We start from the raw sequence: 15753 nt of genomic DNA, 5'->3' as shown, positions 1-15753 counted from the left end.
ATCTGATGGGTCATCAGTCGGTGCATTTCGATTCCATTGACTTCTCCTGGCCCGCAGCCGTCAATGGCGCCCTCTCATCCCTCAGGAGGGGGCACACACATGGCACTTTCGCCCACCCGGACCCGGACCCGAAGACGGCGCTGGACCGCCGCCCTCGGTGCCACCGCCCTCGTGTTCGCCGCGGGCGGCGCGCTGGCGTCTCCGGCCGGCGCGTTGGGGACCGCGTCGCAGGAGGTGGAGTTCCCCACCCGCTGCGTCCCGCCGCCGATCGCCGGCATCCCGCCCATCGAGGGCATCACGAAGGCCCAGATCACGGTCGACAAGCCCACGCCCAAGGTCGGCGACACCGTCACGGTGACGTACACGATCACCAAGCCGGCCGCCTCGAACCCCGTCGACCTGGCCCTGCCCGCCGACATCATGACCCCGACCGGCAAGGTCACCCTCGGCGGCGCCCAGTCCGGCGCGGTCACCGTCGCGGGACCCAAGAAGAACCCGCCCGTCCCGGGCAAGGGCACCTTCCCGTCGTTCTCGATGACCGGCACGTTCACGGTCACCGCGCCCGGCTCGATCACCCTCTCGCCCGGTGACTACAACATCCACACCAGCTACATCATGGAGCTGGACACCCCCTGTACGGTCCTCAACCCGCCCGCCCCCGTCTCCGAGACGGTGGTCGCGAGCGCGCAGCCGGGCGCCAACGAGCGGAACGTCTCGCTCGGCACGGCCTCCGGCGCACCCGGCGTCCGGGTCACCGTGACCGGCGCCAAGTTCACCCCGCTCGCCGAGGTCACCGTCGTCGGCCGGGCCGGCGCGGCGGAGACCGCCGACAAGATGACCGTCACGACCGACAGCGAGGGCGGATTCGTCGCCCGCCTGAAGGTCAGCGACAAGGCGACCACCGGGATCGTGGCCTACGAGGGCGCGGCCTGGGACCCGGAGAAGGGCGCGGGACCGGCCGCGTACACCGTCATCGACGACACCCCGCAGCCGCCGAACAGCCAGAAGCTCACAGCGGCGGTCGCGGCGGGCGAACTGTCGATGACCCAGGCCGGTGACGCCGTCCAGCTCTCGTCCGTCGACTTCGGTCAGGGCGGCGCGGCGACCGGCGACCTGAAGACGGTGACGGTCAAGGACTTCCGCGGCGGCCCCGCCGGCTGGTCCCTGACCGGCAAGGTCACCGACTTCACCGGGCCCGGCGGCTCCATCGGAGCCGGCGCGCTCAGCTGGACCCCGGCCTGCACCACCAAGGCGGGCAGCCCGAGCACCTGCGTACCCGGCTCGGCGGGTGCGGTCGGCAGTGGCGGGGCGACCCTCGCCTCGACCCCGAACGGCACGCTCACCGGCGGTGAGTTCACCGTCGACGCCAAGGTCTCCCTCGACGTCCCGGCGTTCACCGCGCCCGGTTCGTACGCGGGCGTCCTGACGCTCACGCTCAGCTAGCCCAACCAGTCCAACCAGTCCAACCAGTCCAACCAGCCGGAGCAGCTCAGCCAGCTGGAGCAGCTCAGCCAGCTGGAGCAGCTGGACCAACTGGAGCAGCGAGAGCAGCAAGCACCCCAGCGGGCCGGGCGCGCACCCGGTCGGCCCGCTCCCAACCCCGGGAGGGCTCCGCACCGTGCGCAGCAAGCTGTACGTCTTCCTCCTCTTCCTCCTCGCGGCGGCGCTCACGCCGATCGGCGCGCCAGCCGCCCAGGCCGCCGAGAACGGCGAGTGGGCGGTCTACCCGGCCGCGTCCGAGCTCGGCAGCCGGCCGTACTTCTACCTCTCCGCCGACCCCGGCGCGACCGTGAAGGACCAGGTCACCGTCGCCAACAAGACCGGGGCCGCACTGACCTTCCGGCTCTACGGAGCCGATGCGTACAACACCGAACGCGACGGCGGCTTCGCCGTCCGCACCAGCCAGGAGAAGCAGACCGGCGCCGGAGCCTGGATCAAGCCCGACCGCACCCGCGTGACCGTCCCGCCCCGCTCCTCCGTCACGGTGCCGTACACCCTCACCGTCCCCGAGGACGCCGAGCCGGGCGACCACCCCGGCGCCGTCGTCGCCCTCGACGAGCGGATCGAGGCCGGGACCGGCTCCGTCGCCGTCGGCGTCCAGCGCGCCGTCGGGGCCCGCGTCTACCTCCGGGTCAATGGCCCGACCGTCCCGGCCCTCGCCGTCGAGGACGTCACCCTCGACCAGGACCGGCCGTTCGTCCCCGGCGCGGGCACGTCCACCGCAGTCATCTCGTACACCCTCCACAACCGGGGGAACGTGACCCTCAACCCCAAGGTCGCCCTGCGCGCCGAGGGCGTCTTCGGTCGCACCCTGCTCGCCCGCGACCTCGCGAAGATCCCCTCCGAGCTGCTGCCCCGGCAGAAGATCCGGCTGACCGAGCGGTGGATGGGTTCGCCGCAGTTCGACTGGGGCGAGGTGACGCTCACGGCCACCGCCAAGGACGTACGCGAGTCAGGTCGGGCGTCCTTCCTGGCGCTGCCCTGGCTGGCCGCCGGGGTGGTGCTCGTCGGGGGAGCGGTGGCCCTGATCGCGCTGCGGGTGCGGCAGCTCCAGGCGCGCCGAGCGGACTCCGGCGGGCACTGAGTACGTGACGGGGCCGGGGATCGGGGAGAATGGCCCCCATGAGCGCTCGTAACCAAGATTCCGAAGCCGTCCACCGGGCCGGCTTCGCCTGCTTCGTCGGCCGCCCCAACGCGGGCAAGTCCACTCTCACGAACGCTCTGGTCGGCCAGAAGGTGGCGATCACCTCCAACCGGCCCCAGACCACCCGGCACACCGTCCGAGGCATCGTGCACCGCCCGGACGCGCAGCTGATCCTCGTGGACACGCCCGGCCTCCACAAGCCGCGCACGCTCCTCGGCGAGCGGCTGAACGACGTCGTGCGCACCACGTGGGCCGAGGTCGACGTGATCGGCTTCTGCCTGCCCGCCGACCAGAAGCTCGGCCCCGGCGACCGCTTCATCGCCAAGGAGCTGGCCGGGATCAAGAAGACCCCGAAGGTCGCGATCGTCACCAAGACCGACCTGGTCGACTCCAAGACGCTCGCCGAGCAGCTCATCGCCGTCGACCAGCTCGCCAAGGAGCTGGGCTTCGAGTGGCGCGAGATCGTGCCGGTGTCGGCCGTCGGTGACAAGCAGGTCCAGCTGGTCGCGGACCTGCTGATCCCGCTCCTCCCGGAGTCCCCGCCGCTCTACCCGGAGGGCGACCTCACGGACGAGCCGGAGATGGTGATGGTCGCGGAGCTGATCCGCGAGGCCGCGCTCGAAGGCGTACGGGACGAGCTGCCGCACTCGATCGCGGTGGTGGTCGAGGAGATGATCCCGCGCGAGGACCGCCCGGCGGACAAGCCGCTCCTCGACATCCACGCGAACGTCTACATCGAGCGCCCCAGCCAGAAGGGGATCATCATCGGCCCGAAGGGCAGCCGCCTGAAGGAGGTCGGGATGAAGTCCCGCAAGCACATCGAGGCGCTGCTCGGCACCCCGGTCTTCCTCGACCTCCACGTGAAGGTCGCCAAGGACTGGCAGCGCGACCCGAAGCAGCTGCGGAAGCTCGGGTTCTAGCCCCAGGCCAGACTTTCCGGACGCGACCTAGGCGCCCTCTTTCAGGACCATGTCGATCAGGGCGCGCTGCGACTCCGTCAGGTGTGGGTCGCAGCAGCGGATCGTCGTGCCGTCGATGGTGATCTCGTACGAGAAGCCGTCCGGCACGCCCCGGACGTCACCGTCGCCCTCCTTGAGGACGGTGGCGGCCAGGGCGTCCAACTCCCCGGCGTCCCGTCGGCCTGAGGTGTCCACCTCGGCCGTCCGCTCGATGCCCGCGAAGCCGCCCGTGCGCCGCACTCGAATACGCATGGTTCAGGTCTACCAGGCCACCGGTCGGTCGGCCCGTCGGTCGATCAGCGCGGTGGCCTGTCAGTGCGCCAGGGCGATCAGTGCGTCGATACGCCGACGGCCGCCCAGGCCTTCAGCACGGCCTGGAGCTCCGGCCCGTCCCCGTACCGCGCCTTCGCCGCCGCCACCGTGGCCGCCGCGAACTCGGAGAACCGGGTCTCGGGGGTGAGCGTCCCGCCCGTCATCACGTCGTACCAGATCTGCCCGGCCCCCTCCCAGGCCCTGCCGCCCAGCTCCGTCGCCGCCAGGTAGAAGGCGTGGTTCGGGATGCCCGAGTTGATGTGCACCCCGCCGTTGTCCCGGCTCGTGCGGACGTAGTCGTCCATGTGGCCCGGCTGCGGGTCCTTGCCGAGGACGTCGTCGTCGTACGCCGTACCGGGGGCCTTCATCGAGCGCAGCGCCGTCCCCTGCACGTTCGGGTGGAACAGCCCCTCGCCGATCAGCCAGTCGGCCTGGTCGGCGCTCTGGCCGCGCGCGTACTGCTTCACGAGCGAGCCGAAGACGTCCGAGACGGACTCGTTGAGAGCGCCGGACTGGCTGAAGTACTCCAGGTTCGCCGTGTACTGCGTGAAGCCGTGCGCCAGCTCGTGGCCGATCACGTCCACCGGAAGGGTGAAGTCGAGGAAGATCTCGTCGTCCCCGTCGCCGAACACCATCTGCTCGCCGTTCCAGAAGGCGTTGCCGTAGTTCCGGTCGTAGTGGACGGTCGCGAGCAGCCGCAGCCCCGCGCCGTCGATCGAGTCCCGGTCGAAGGCGTTCAGGAAGAGGTCGAAGGTGGCACCGAGCCCGGCGTACGCGCGGTTGACGGTGGCGTCCCCGGTCGCCTCCTCGTCCTCCTCGCGGACCGTGACGCCCGGCAGCTCGGTGGAGCCCTGGGCGTCGTAGATGGTGCGGCGGGGGCGGGCGGGCCCGGCCGACTCCACGGCCGGCGGCGCGACCGGGCGGGACAGGGCGCGGGCGGTCCGGTTCGCTGCGTCGGCGACCAGGGTCCGCCGGGCGACGGCCGCGACGGCCGGGTTGTCGGACTCGGCCAGGTGCTCCAGGAGGTACGGCGGCACGATCGTGCAGAAGACGGGGTGAGCCGGGGTGTGCGCGTGGGAGGTCATCCCAGCAATGTGGCACTGGGTCATCCCGCTGTCACTAGCGGCGACGAGTATCCGCGAAATGGAGTGATTCGTCACGCTTTCGTATTATCGTCCCTCCCGTCCCGCATACTGGACCAAGATGTCCGCGCTCGGCGGACCTCAGCTAGGCTGCGGCACATCATGCGTTTCGGGCTGCTTCTCCTTAGCTGCCGCGGCGAGGGCCTGTAGTCGTAGGCCGACCCCCTCCCCGCGGGACCTGGTGTTGCGTTCGACAGTCGGCCGTCCCTCTTCCGGACCCCCGAGGAGCCCTACGCAATGTCCCAGCCCGTTGGTCGCCCGACCCCCGTCACCAACGCCACCCAGGCGCAGAAGCCGTCCGGGATGCCGATCCACAAGTACGGCCGGTACGAGGCCGTGCACATCCCCGACCGGACCTGGCCCGAGCAGCGCATCACCAAGGCCCCCCGCTGGCTGTCGACCGACCTGCGCGACGGCAACCAGGCCCTGATCGACCCGATGAGCCCCGCCCGCAAGCGCGAGATGTTCGACCTGCTGGTGCGCATGGGCTACAAGGAGATCGAGGTCGGCTTCCCGTCCTCCGGCGACACCGACTTCAACTTCGTGCGCTCCATCATCGAAGAGGGCGCGATCCCGGACGACGTCACCATCTCCGTACTGACCCAGGCCCGCGAGGACCTGATCGAGCGGACCGTGGAGTCCCTGGTCGGCGCCAAGCGCGCCACCGTCCACCTGTACAACGCCACCGCGCCCACCTTCCGCCGGGTCGTCTTCCGCGGCTCGAAGGAGGACATCAAGCAGATCGCCGTCGACGGCACGCGGCTGGTCATGGAGTACGCGGACAAGCTGCTGGGCGACGAGACGGTCTTCGGCTACCAGTACAGCCCCGAGATCTTCACCGACACCGAGCTGGACTTCGCCCTGGAGGTCTGCGAGGCGGTCTGTGACGTCTGGCAGCCCGAGGAGGGCCGCGAGATCATCCTCAACCTGCCCGCCACCGTGGAGCGTTCGACGCCCTCCACGCACGCGGACCGGTTCGAGTGGATGTCCCGGAACCTGACCCGCCGCCCGTACATCTGCCTGTCCGTCCACCCGCACAACGACCGCGGTACGGCGGTGGCGGCTGCCGAGCTGGCCATCATGGCCGGCGCCGACCGGATCGAGGGCTGCCTGTTCGGGCAGGGCGAGCGGACCGGCAACGTCGACCTGGTGACGCTGGGCATGAACCTGTTCTCGCAGGGCGTGGACCCGCAGATCGACTTCTCGCAGATCGACGAGATCCGTCGCACCAGCGAGTACTGCAACCAGATGGAGGTCCACCCGCGCCACCCCTACGCGGGCGACCTGGTCTACACCGCCTTCTCCGGCTCCCACCAGGACGCCATCAAGAAGGGCTTCGACGCCATGGAGGCCGACGCGGCCGCCGCCGGCAAGACCGTGGACGAGATCGAGTGGGCGGTGCCGTACCTGCCCATCGACCCGAAGGACGTCGGCCGCTCCTACGAGGCCGTCATCCGGGTCAACTCGCAGTCCGGCAAGGGCGGTATCGCGTACGTCCTGAAGAACGACCACAAGCTGGACCTGCCGCGCCGGATGCAGATCGAGTTCTCGAAGATCATCCAGCAGAAGACGGACACCGAGGGCGGCGAGGTCACCCCGGCCGCGATCTGGTCGGTCTTCCAGGACGAGTACCTGCCCAACCCGGACAACGCCTGGGGCCGTATCCAGTTGCGCTCCGGCCAGACCACCTCGGACACCGACGGCACCGACACCCTGACCGTCGAGGCGGTCGTGGACGGCGTCGACACCGTCCTGAGCGGCTCCGGAAACGGCCCGATCTCCGCCTTCTTCGCCGCGCTGCAGTCGATCGGCGTGGACGCCCGACTGCTGGACTACCAGGAGCACACGATGAGCGAGGGCGCCTCCGCGCAGGCCGCCTCGTACATCGAGTGCGCCATCGACGGCCAGGTCCTGTGGGGCATCGGCATCGACGCCAACACCACCCGCGCCTCGCTGAAGGCCGTCATCTCGGCGGTCAACCGCGCCGCGCGCTGACGCTCGGGAAGCCGGTGCCCCGTATCCCCTTCGGGGGGTGCGGGGCACCGCTCTTTCCCGTGAGACGGCCGCTGTCCTCGCCGTGACCGGCGCCGTCCTCACCTGGGCCCCCGCCGCCTCGTCGTGGGCGGCACCCTCCACGCCAACCAGGGCCCTCTCCGTCCACCCCTGAGGGTGATCTCGCCAGTACCGGATCCGCGGTCGGCCCGGGTGTCATCGGGGTGGCGGCCGCCGCCGTGGCCGTGGGCGGCGGATTCGTCGCGTACTCGGTGCGCAGGCGCCGCGGGAGCCTGTCCTGAGGGTGTCGCGTCTCGGCCAAGTCGAGGGCGATCTGCTGACGGGGTGCTGACGCCGCATCACAGATGTGGCTAACATCACTCCCCACGTCGGCAATGTCGCCGGTTCGTCAAGGGAGGTGCGACGTGCTGTCTGCTCGAGAGTCACGTGGACGAAAAGTAACCCTCTGCGGCATTCGTACCTCTTGGAACACCGTCGGGGACGGCGAGTTCTTCTGCGAGGAGTGCGGCGGAGACCGCAACTACCGCCGCCGGACGGGTCGCCGGCGGTTCGCCGTCCTGGGCGTGCCCCTGCTGCCCCGGGGCCACGCGGGCCCGGTCGTCGAATGCGCCGCCTGTCACACGCACTTCGGCACCGACGCGCTCGACCACCCCACGACGAGCCGCTTCGCCGCGATGCTGCGGGACGCCGTGCACACCGTCGCCCTCGCCGTCCTCGCGGCCGGCGGTACCTCCTCCCGTACGGCCGTGGACACCGCCGTCGCGGCGGTCCGCGCCGCCGGGTACGACGAGTGCACCGGCGTCCAGCTCACCGACCTGGTCGAGGCGCTCGCCGCCGACACCGGCCGGTTCCTGCCGGACGCGGACTGCGGGGGCGCGGCCCTCGCCATCGAGCTGCACGAGGCCCTGGAGCCGCTCGCCCCGCACCTGGCCGCCTCCGGTCGCGAGTCGATCCTGCTCCAGGGCGCGCGGATCGCGCTCGCGGACGGGGCGTACAGCCCGTCGGAGCGGGACGTCCTGAACACCGTCGGCAACGCGCTGGCGCTCTGCGCCGACGACACGGCCCGGCTGCTCGCGGAGGCGCGGACGCTGCTGTAGGCCCTTTCGGTCGGCGCTCACGGCTCGATGTTGTGGTTGAGGCGGAAGAGGTTGTCGGGGTCGTAGCGGCGCTTGACCGTCCGCAGCCGGTCGTAGTTCTGCCGGTAGTTGGCCCGGACACGGTCCTGGTCGTCGGTGTCCATGAAGTTGACGTAGCCGGCCTCCTGGGTGTGCGGCCGCAGGGCCTCGTCGTACGCCCGCGTCCAGGCGATGTTCGCCTCGTTGTCGGCGGGGTCGGTGTGCGTCGTGCCGAAGGCGGCCGAGAAGGAGGCGTCGCGGTAGGCGAACGCGGTGTCCTCGGGTCCGACCCGGTGGCAGGCGCCGTCGATCGGGAAGACGGCCGTGTCGCTCTCCATCGAGGGCAGGGTCTCGCCGTGGCGGATGTGCACGTCGATGGCGCCGTCGCTGAGATCGCGGCTGAAGTTCCCCTTCCAGTAGTGGTAGAGCCCCGGCGGCAGGTCCTCGTCGAAGAGCGTGTTGACCATCGGGTACGGGATCCGCTCCACGAACCGGCCCAGGACAGGGCCCATCTCGTCGAGGAGTCCGAGGACCTTCTCGTCCTCGGTGGCGGGGCCGCTGAAGCAGGTCACCAGGCCGCAGACCGGGCGGCCGTGCCAGCGCTCCGGCAGGAACGGCATGTCGGGGCCGAGCACCATCACGAAGATCGCGTTGAGCTCCTCGGGAGCACCGGTGATCATGTCGCGCCAGCGCCGGGCCACGTCGCCGTCGAGCGGATAGAAGACGACACCGCCGAGGACGTCCGAGACCGGGTGCAGTCGGTAGACGAGCGAGGTGGCGACGCCGAAGTTGCCTCCGCCGCCGCGCAGCGCCCAGAAGAGGTCGGGGTGCCGTTCGGCGTCGCAGGTGACGAGGGTGCCCTCGGCGGTCACGACGTCGGCCTGGACGAGGTTGTCGCAGCTCAGCCCGTAGCGGCGGGCCAGATTGCCCATGCCGCCCCCGAGGGTGAGCCCGCCGAGGCCGGTGGTGGAGACGACCCCGCCGGTGGTGGCCAGGCCGAAGGCGTGCGTGGCGTGGTCGAAGTCGCCCCAGGTGCAGCCGCCCTCGGCCCGGGCCGTACGGGCCACGGGGTCGACGCGGACCGCGCGCATCCGGGACAGGTCGATCACGAGCCCGTCGTCGACGGTGCCGTATCCGGCGACGGCGTGGCCGCCGCCCCGGACCGCGAGCGGTAGCGCGTTGTCCCGGGCGAAGTGGACGCCGGCGATCACGTCGCCCGCGTCCACCGCACGGACGACGGCGGCGGGCCGACGGTCGTGGATGGCGTTGTAGACGCGGCGGGCCTCGTCGTAGGACGGGTCGCCGGGGACGACGACGTCGCCTCGGACGGCGCCGCGCAGGGTGTCGAGCGCATCGGAGAGGTTCTGTGTGGTGTCCATGAACCCGTTCTAGGCCCGGGGCGCGGGCGCGTGCATCGCTCGAACCACCCACATCGGGCCGCTGACCGGGCATGGGCGAAACGGCCTATGCGGGGCCGTTGGGCAAGGCTGGGGCTGGGGGGCGGGGCTGGGGCCGGGGGGCGGGGCTGGGGGCTTATGTCGAGGCCGGGGCAGGGATCAGGTCGTGGGCGTAGGCGTAGGCCGAGGCGGCGGTACGGGAGGTCACGTCCAGCTTGGCGAAGATGTTGTTCAGGTGGCGGGCGACCGTGTGCTCGCTGATCACCAGGGCCTGGGCGATGTCCCGGTTCTTGGCGCCCGCCGCGACCAGCCGCAGCACCTCCGCCTCCCGGGCGGTCAGGCCACCGGGCAGCGCGTGGCGCCGTCGCCCCGCCAGCAGGGCCGCCGCGCGGCGGGCGTCGGGCAGCGCGCCGAGCCGCTCGAAGACCGCCCGGGCCGCCGCGAGCTCGAGCCGGGCGGCCTCCTCGTCACCGGCGGAGCGGTCGGCGGCCGCGAGCAGCATCCGTACCTGCGCGGCCTCGTACGGGACGCGCAGCTCGAGCCAGCCCGCGAGCGCGCGGCGCAGCGGGACCAGGGCCGGTTCCCGGCGGGCGAGCGCGAGGGCGCCGCGCGCGGTGTCGGCCATGGCGGCAAGGAGCGGGGTGCCACCGGCCCCGGCGAGCCCCTCAAGCTCCACGACCGCCGTCTCGGCCCCGGCCACGTCCCCGACGGCCAGCGCCACCTCCGCCTGCGCGGCGAGCAGGCGGGCCCGGCCCAGGAGGTCGTGGCGCGGGTCGCTGTGACAGGCCAGGGCCAGCCGCAGCCCGGTCACGGCCGCGTCGGCCTTGCCCTGCGCGAGCCGGAGCAGCGCGAGGCCGGGCTGCGGGACGCGGCCCAGCTCATGGGCGTGCGCGTACGAGAGGGCGGCGGCGTCGATGCGGCCCTGGCGACGGCGGATCTCCCCGGCCTCGTAGTACGCCTCGGCGGCGACGTCCAGGCTGTCCGCCATCACCTCGCCACACACCCGCCCGGCCTCGTCCTCGGCGAGCGTCCACGCCCCGAGCAGATCGAGCACCTCGACGTGATGGATCCGGCACAGCCCCCGGAAGGGGTTGTCGGCGACGGACGGGGAGGCGCCGGCGGTGCCGGCGTCACCGGCCTCACCGGCGGAGTCGATGGCGGTGTCGGCGGTGCCCGGGCCGGCCTGCCGCGGCTCGGCCGGCCGGACGTGCTGGGACCACGGGGCTTCGCACCAGGTCATCGCCGCGTCCGTCCACTCCACCGCGCGGGCGAGGTCCGCCGCCTCCATGCACTGGGTGAGCGCCAGGCAGAACAGCCAGCCGGTGAACATGCCGCTCAGCTCGCCCGCCAGGACCGCGACCATCGCGTCGTCCAACAGGGCCATGCCCTCCGCCCTGCGGCCCTCCGCGAGGAGCACCGCCGCCTGGGCCTGGCGGCTCAGGGCCACGAGCCCCGGGTCGCCCGACGCGGCGGCGATGCGGGTCATGCGCCGCGCGGCGGCAAGCGCGGCTGCCGGGTCCCGGTGCTCCTGGGCCTCCTCCGCGTCCGTCCAGGCGAGGAAGCACTGCTCGGGGCAGTCCGGTACGTGCTCCAGGTGGTGCCGCGACCTGTGCAACCAGCCCGCGGCCGCCGCCGGGCGGCCCAGGCAGCGGTACTCGAAGTGCAGCCACCACGCCACGGCCCCCGCGCCCCGGTGGTCGCCCGCCGCCACGTACCCCGCGTGGGCCCGCAGTCGCGCGGCGACCGACTCGTCGACGTGCCCTGTCCACCACGCGGCGTCGGCGAGGAGGTCCAGGTCGCCGGCGGTCAGCGCTTCGGAGGGATGCCGGTCGGCCTCGGCCAGCAGGACGTACGCCTCGGCCCAGGAGTCCCGGGCCGCCGCGGCCCGCGCCCGGCCGACGGCGCTGGGGTGTTCGGCGGCCTGTCCGACGGCCGTGGGGTGTCCGGTGGCCTGTCCGACGGCCGTGGGGTGTCCGGCGGCCTGTCCGACGGGGACGGCAGCAGCCATCGCCGCTCACTTCCCTTCCCTGCCCTTCCAGAATATGAGCGCGCGTCGCCCCCGGCCCGTCGGCGCTCGCCGTACTCCCCGGGGAGTAACCGGGGTGGCGGGCCGCCCCCGGCAGTAGCCCCCAACTCCGCCGACAGCGCGACGAATCCCCCTCCGAGCGGCGGGAATCTGGGATCGACCCGAAGAGCACCGATGGAGGGAGGCCCGCGATGGAGGGCCGTAGGAGAATCGTCGGCTGGGGGGTGCTGGCCCTGTGGGTGATCGTGATCGCCCTCGCCGCACCGCTCGCCGGAAAGCTCGGCGACGTACAGCGCGACCGCGCCGTCGACTACCTGCCGGCGAGCGCCGACTCGACCCAGGTCGCGAAGATCACCGAGCAGCTGCCCGGTGGGGAATCCACCGACCTCGTGCTCGTCTACCACCGCGACGGCGGACTGACGGAGGCCGACAGGACGCGCGCCGCCCAAGAGGTGCGGCAGGTCGCCGCCGAGCACCCGCTCACCTCGACTCCGCAGGCCGTCCCCTCCGAGGACGGCACCACTCTCCTGTACGCCGTGTCCAGTACCGAGCCCGGTACGGACGAAACGGCCAGGGACGCCTTCGTCCACGACATCCGTGAGGCGGTGAGCGGCGAGGTCGGCGGCCCCGGCGCGCTCGCCACGGACGCGAGCGAGGTCTACAACTCCCTCGACGGCCCCCTCCTCTACACGACCGTCGCCGTCGTCGCCGTCCTGCTGATCGTCATCTACCGCAGTCCGTTCCTCTGGCTCGTCCCGCTGGTCGTCGCCGGAGTCGCCGACTACCTCTCCATGGCCGTCACCTACGCCCTGAACCAGGGCTTCGACATCAGCGTCTCCGGCCAGAGCACGGGCGTCATGACGATCCTCGTCTTCGGCGCGGGCACCGACTACGCCCTCCTCCTCGTCTCCCGCTACCGCGAGGAGCTGCGCCGCACCCGGCGCCCGTACGACGCGATGGTCGCCGCGCTGCGCGGCTGCGGCCCCGCCGTCCTCGCCTCCTCAGGGACCGTCGCCCTCGGCATGCTCTGCCTGCTCGCCGCCGACATGAACAGCAGCAGGGGCATGGGTCCCACCGCGGCCGTCGGCGTGCTCTGCGCGCTCGTCGCGATGATGACGCTGCTCCCCGCGCTGCTCGTCGTCCTCGGCCGACGGGTGTTCTGGCCGCTGATCCCGGCGTACGGAAGCGAGCCGAAGGCCGCGCGCCGGTCCCTCTTCGCCGCCATGGGCTCCTCGGCCGGCCGGCGCCCTCTCGCCGTCCTGCTCGCGGGCGCCGCCGCGCTTGCGGCCCTCGCACTCGGCGCGCTGAACCTGCCAGGAACCGTCAAGCAGGAGGATTCCTTCGCCACCACTCCGGAGGCCGTCGCCGCGATGAAGACACTGGCCGCCGCGTACCCGGAGTTGGGGACCCAGCCGATCACCGTCGTCGCCCCGACGGCAGCCTCCTCCCGCGCGCTGGAGACCGTGCGCGCCACCGGGGGAGTGGCGAAGGCCGAGCGCGGCCGCAGCGGCGACGGCTGGACGGAGATCTCCGTCGTCGCCGCGCACCCGCCGCAGTCCGCGGCCGAGACCGGGACCATCAGGGAGTTGCGCTCCGCGCTCGGCGACGGTGTGTACGTCGGCGGGCCGAGCGCCGAACAGCTCGACATGGCCGACACCAGCGTGCGCGACCGGAACATCGTCGTCCCGCTCGTCATCGTCGTCGTCCTGCTCGTCCTGGTCGTGCTGCTGCGCAGCCTCGTCGCACCACTGGTCCTGGTCGCCGCCGTCGTCGCCGTCTGGGGTGCGGCCCTCGGTATCGGCGGACTCGTCTTCGAATCCCTCTTCGGCTTCGAGGGCACGGATCCGGGCCTGTCGTTGCTCTCCTTCGTGTTCCTCGTCGCCCTCGGTGTCGACTACGGGATCTTCCTGATGCACCGGATGCGCGAGGAGTGCCTGAAGGGCGCGGAGCCGGGTGCGGCGGCCCTGACGGCCCTGCGGACGACCGGTGGGGTGATCGCCTCGGCGGGGCTCGTCCTCGCCGCCACCTTCGCGGTCCTCGTCAACATGCCGATGGTGCAACTGGCGGAGCTCGGCTTCGTGATCGCCGTCGGCGTCCTGCTCGACACCTTCCTGGTCCGTACGTACCTCGTCACCAGCGCGAGCGTGTTGCTCGGCCGGAAGGTGTGGTGGCCTGGGCCGTTGGCCAAGAGGCCCGCGTCAAGGGCCGGTTCAGGGTCGGAGCGGGAGCCCGTAGGGGTCTGATCGGGGGCGGGTGGGGGGCTCCCCGGACTGTCAGGAGCCCCCGCCCACAGGGAGGATGACCACCATGGACCTCGCAGCGCTCTTCACCCGTGACCCACAGGCGGCGCCGTCGCCGCTGCGGCACGACGCGACGGCCGCCGCGGCTTTCGCGGTGGTCGCGACGGTGATCGCGCTCACCGTCGACGACGGCCGGCGGCCGGACGCTCTCGGCTGGGCGCTGCTGCTCGCCGTACACGTCCCGCTGGCCTGGCGGCGCAAGGCGCCCCTGCCGGTGCTGATCGCCGTGGCGGCCTGCGTCGCCCCGTACCACGGCCTGGACTACATGCATCTCGCGCCGCTCCCGGCCACGATGACCGCGCTGTACACGGTCGCGGCCACCAGCCGTCCGAAGCGCACGGTGATCGTGGGGCTGGCGGTCACGTCCCTCACGCTCTCCATGCAGCTCTTCGTCAACCCGCACGAGATGGTGGAGGTGCTGAGGATCTCCGGCTGGGTCACCGCAGTGCTCGTGTTCGGCGCGAGCATCCGCCTGTACCGCCAACTCGTGGCGACCGTGGTGGAGAAGGCCGAGCGGGAGGCCGAACGGAAGGTCACCGAGGAGCGGCTGCGCATAGCCAGAGACCTGCACGACCTCCTCGCGCACTCGATCACCCTGATCGGCGTGCAGACGTCCGTCGCCGCACACGTCCTGGTCGCCGACCCGGACCGACTCGACCGGGAGGCGCTCGTGCGGGCGCTCGACGGGATATCCGAGACCTGCCGGGAGGCCCGTGCCGAGGTGCGTACGACCCTGGACGTGCTACGGGCAGCCCCGGAGGGCCCGTTGCCGGATCTCGCCTCGCTGCCCGATCTCGTACGGTCCTCCGGCGCGGACCTGACGGTACGGACGGGGGAGGCGAAGGTCCCTGCTGCGGTGGGGGCGGCGGCGTACCGGATCGTGCAGGAGTCCCTCACCAACGCCGTCCGGCACGGGGGTCCGGACGCGGAGGTTCGGGTCGATGTCTCCCTGGTGGAGGAGGTGTTGACGGTACGGGTGACGAATGGCGGCGCCGCTTCCGGTGGGACGGGCGGTTCCGGGGGCTCGGGCGGCTCGGCCGGATCCGGGTACGGAATCATCGGGATGCGGGAGCGGGCCAGGAGCGTGGGCGGCACACTGCGCGCGGGCCCGCGCGTCGGCGGGGGTTTCGAGGTCACGGCGGCGCTGCCGCTCGCGGTGAGAGAGGTGGCGGCGTGATACGGGTCCTGCTCGCGGACGATCAGGCGCTCGTCCGGGCGTCGTTCGCGATGCTCGTCGACTCGGCTCCGGACATGGAGGTCGTGGGGCAGGCGGCCAACGGCAAGGAGGCGGTGGAGCTGGCCCGTTCGGCGCGGGCGGACCTGGTGGTGATGGACGTCCGGATGCCCGAGCTCGACGGGATCGGGGCGACCCGGCTGATCGCCGCCGACGAGGACCTGGCCGGGGTGAAGGTCCTGGTCCTGACGACCTACGACACGGACGAGCACATCGTGGAGGCGCTGCGGGCGGGTGCGTCGGGCTTCGTGGTCAAGGACATCCTTCCGGCCGAACTCCTCGCCGCCATCCGTACGGTGGCGGCGGGGGAGTCCCTGCTGTCCCCCGGTCCGACGTCCCGCCTGATAGCCAGGGTCCTCGCGACCCCGGACACGCCGGTGACGGGAGGGCCTGACGGGCTGTCGGACCGCGAGCGCCAGGTCCTCGCGCTGGTGGCCAGGGGCCTCAACAACACGGAGATCGCGGAGGCGCTGGGGCTCTCGCCGCTCACGGCGAAGACGCATGTCAGCCGGATCATGGGGAAGCTGGGGGCGCGGGACCGGGCCCAACTGGTCATCGTCGCGTACGAGTCGGGCTTGGTGGCCCCGGGCCGCTGAGGGCCGCCGGGACGG

General features: G+C 72.1%; 12 protein-coding genes. 8 read left to right on the top strand and 4 right to left on the bottom strand.

Features of this window, described 5'->3' with window-relative positions:
• The first annotated feature begins 99 nt into the window (after positions 1-99).
• From ACGFYP_RS12480 to era, 3 genes are all read left to right on the top strand, one after another.
• Complete coding sequence (locus ACGFYP_RS12480; protein ID WP_393490482.1) at positions 100-1443, top strand: beta-xylosidase; 1344 nt, start codon at positions 100-102, stop codon at positions 1441-1443.
• Positions 1444-1618: 175 nt separating this feature from the next.
• On the top strand, positions 1619-2584 hold the full coding sequence (locus ACGFYP_RS12475; RefSeq protein WP_393490478.1) for a WxL protein peptidoglycan domain-containing protein: 966 nt from the start codon (positions 1619-1621) through the stop codon (positions 2582-2584).
• Between the two features lie 38 nt (positions 2585-2622).
• Positions 2623-3564 (top strand): GTPase Era, encoded by a 942-nt coding sequence (gene era / locus ACGFYP_RS12470; protein ID WP_361965650.1) that lies wholly within the window; start codon positions 2623-2625, stop codon positions 3562-3564.
• 27 nt (positions 3565-3591) lie between these two features.
• Here era and ACGFYP_RS12465 read toward each other — a convergent pair whose 3' ends face one another.
• On the bottom strand, positions 3592-3855 hold the full coding sequence (locus tag ACGFYP_RS12465) for a protealysin inhibitor emfourin (RefSeq protein ID WP_393490473.1): 264 nt from the start codon (positions 3853-3855) through the stop codon (positions 3592-3594).
• Positions 3856-3932: 77 nt separating this feature from the next.
• Complete coding sequence (locus ACGFYP_RS12460; protein WP_393490470.1) at positions 3933-5000, bottom strand: M4 family metallopeptidase; 1068 nt, start codon at positions 4998-5000, stop codon at positions 3933-3935.
• Positions 5001-5294: 294 nt separating this feature from the next.
• Here ACGFYP_RS12460 and leuA point away from each other — a divergent pair, with 294 nt between their 5' ends.
• Positions 5295-7052, top strand: a complete 1758-nt coding sequence (leuA, locus tag ACGFYP_RS12455; RefSeq protein ID WP_393490466.1) for a 2-isopropylmalate synthase — start codon at positions 5295-5297, stop codon at positions 7050-7052.
• Positions 7053-7474: 422 nt separating this feature from the next.
• A complete protein-coding gene (locus ACGFYP_RS12450; protein WP_361965639.1) occupies positions 7475-8167 on the top strand; it encodes a TerB family tellurite resistance protein in 693 nt (230 codons plus the stop codon).
• Between the two features lie 17 nt (positions 8168-8184).
• Here the strand turns inward: ACGFYP_RS12450 and ACGFYP_RS12445 are convergent, their stop codons facing one another.
• Both ACGFYP_RS12445 and ACGFYP_RS12440 read right to left on the bottom strand, forming a co-directional pair.
• On the bottom strand, positions 8185-9564 hold the full coding sequence (locus ACGFYP_RS12445) for an FAD-binding oxidoreductase (RefSeq protein WP_361965637.1): 1380 nt from the start codon (positions 9562-9564) through the stop codon (positions 8185-8187).
• A gap of 154 nt (positions 9565-9718) precedes the next feature.
• Entirely contained in the window at positions 9719-11590 is a 1872-nt protein-coding gene (locus ACGFYP_RS12440; RefSeq protein WP_393490461.1) for a LuxR C-terminal-related transcriptional regulator, read from the bottom strand.
• Between the two features lie 209 nt (positions 11591-11799).
• Between ACGFYP_RS12440 and ACGFYP_RS12435 the strand changes: the two genes are divergently transcribed.
• The 3 genes from ACGFYP_RS12435 to ACGFYP_RS12425 all read left to right on the top strand — a co-directional run bounded on the left by ACGFYP_RS12435 (position 11800) and on the right by ACGFYP_RS12425 (position 15738).
• Entirely contained in the window at positions 11800-13851 is a 2052-nt protein-coding gene (locus ACGFYP_RS12435) for an MMPL family transporter (RefSeq protein ID WP_393490458.1), read from the top strand.
• A gap of 64 nt (positions 13852-13915) precedes the next feature.
• Positions 13916-15085 (top strand): sensor histidine kinase, encoded by a 1170-nt coding sequence (locus ACGFYP_RS12430; RefSeq protein WP_393490455.1) that lies wholly within the window; start codon positions 13916-13918, stop codon positions 15083-15085.
• Positions 15082-15738 (top strand): response regulator, encoded by a 657-nt coding sequence (locus tag ACGFYP_RS12425; protein ID WP_393490452.1) that lies wholly within the window; start codon positions 15082-15084, stop codon positions 15736-15738. The genes ACGFYP_RS12430 and ACGFYP_RS12425 overlap by 4 nt, the downstream gene beginning before the upstream one ends.
• The last annotated feature ends 15 nt before the right edge of the window (positions 15739-15753 follow it).

Origin of the sequence: Streptomyces sp. NPDC048370 (assembly GCF_043200825.1) — a bacterium.
Classification (GTDB): Bacteria; Actinomycetota; Actinomycetes; order Streptomycetales; family Streptomycetaceae; genus Streptomyces.
Note: the sequence above shows the minus strand (reverse complement) of the source record. Positions and strands in the feature narration are given on the sequence as shown.

Excerpts from the sequence above, each read along its gene's own strand:
- ACGFYP_RS12480 (WP_393490482.1), top strand. The coding sequence starts at position 100 with ATGGCACTTTCGCCCACCCGGACCCGGACCCGAAGACGGCGCTGGACC.
- era (WP_361965650.1), top strand. The coding sequence starts at position 2,623 with ATGAGCGCTCGTAACCAAGATTCCGAAGCCGTCCACCGGGCCGGCTTC.
- ACGFYP_RS12465 (WP_393490473.1), bottom strand. The coding sequence starts at position 3,855 with ATGCGTATTCGAGTGCGGCGCACGGGCGGCTTCGCGGGCATCGAGCGG.
- ACGFYP_RS12460 (WP_393490470.1), bottom strand. The coding sequence starts at position 5,000 with ATGACCTCCCACGCGCACACCCCGGCTCACCCCGTCTTCTGCACGATC.
- leuA (WP_393490466.1), top strand. The coding sequence starts at position 5,295 with ATGTCCCAGCCCGTTGGTCGCCCGACCCCCGTCACCAACGCCACCCAG.
- ACGFYP_RS12445 (WP_361965637.1), bottom strand. The coding sequence starts at position 9,564 with ATGGACACCACACAGAACCTCTCCGATGCGCTCGACACCCTGCGCGGC.
- ACGFYP_RS12440 (WP_393490461.1), bottom strand. The coding sequence starts at position 11,590 with ATGGCTGCTGCCGTCCCCGTCGGACAGGCCGCCGGACACCCCACGGCC.
- ACGFYP_RS12435 (WP_393490458.1), top strand. The coding sequence starts at position 11,800 with ATGGAGGGCCGTAGGAGAATCGTCGGCTGGGGGGTGCTGGCCCTGTGG.
- ACGFYP_RS12430 (WP_393490455.1), top strand. The coding sequence starts at position 13,916 with ATGGACCTCGCAGCGCTCTTCACCCGTGACCCACAGGCGGCGCCGTCG.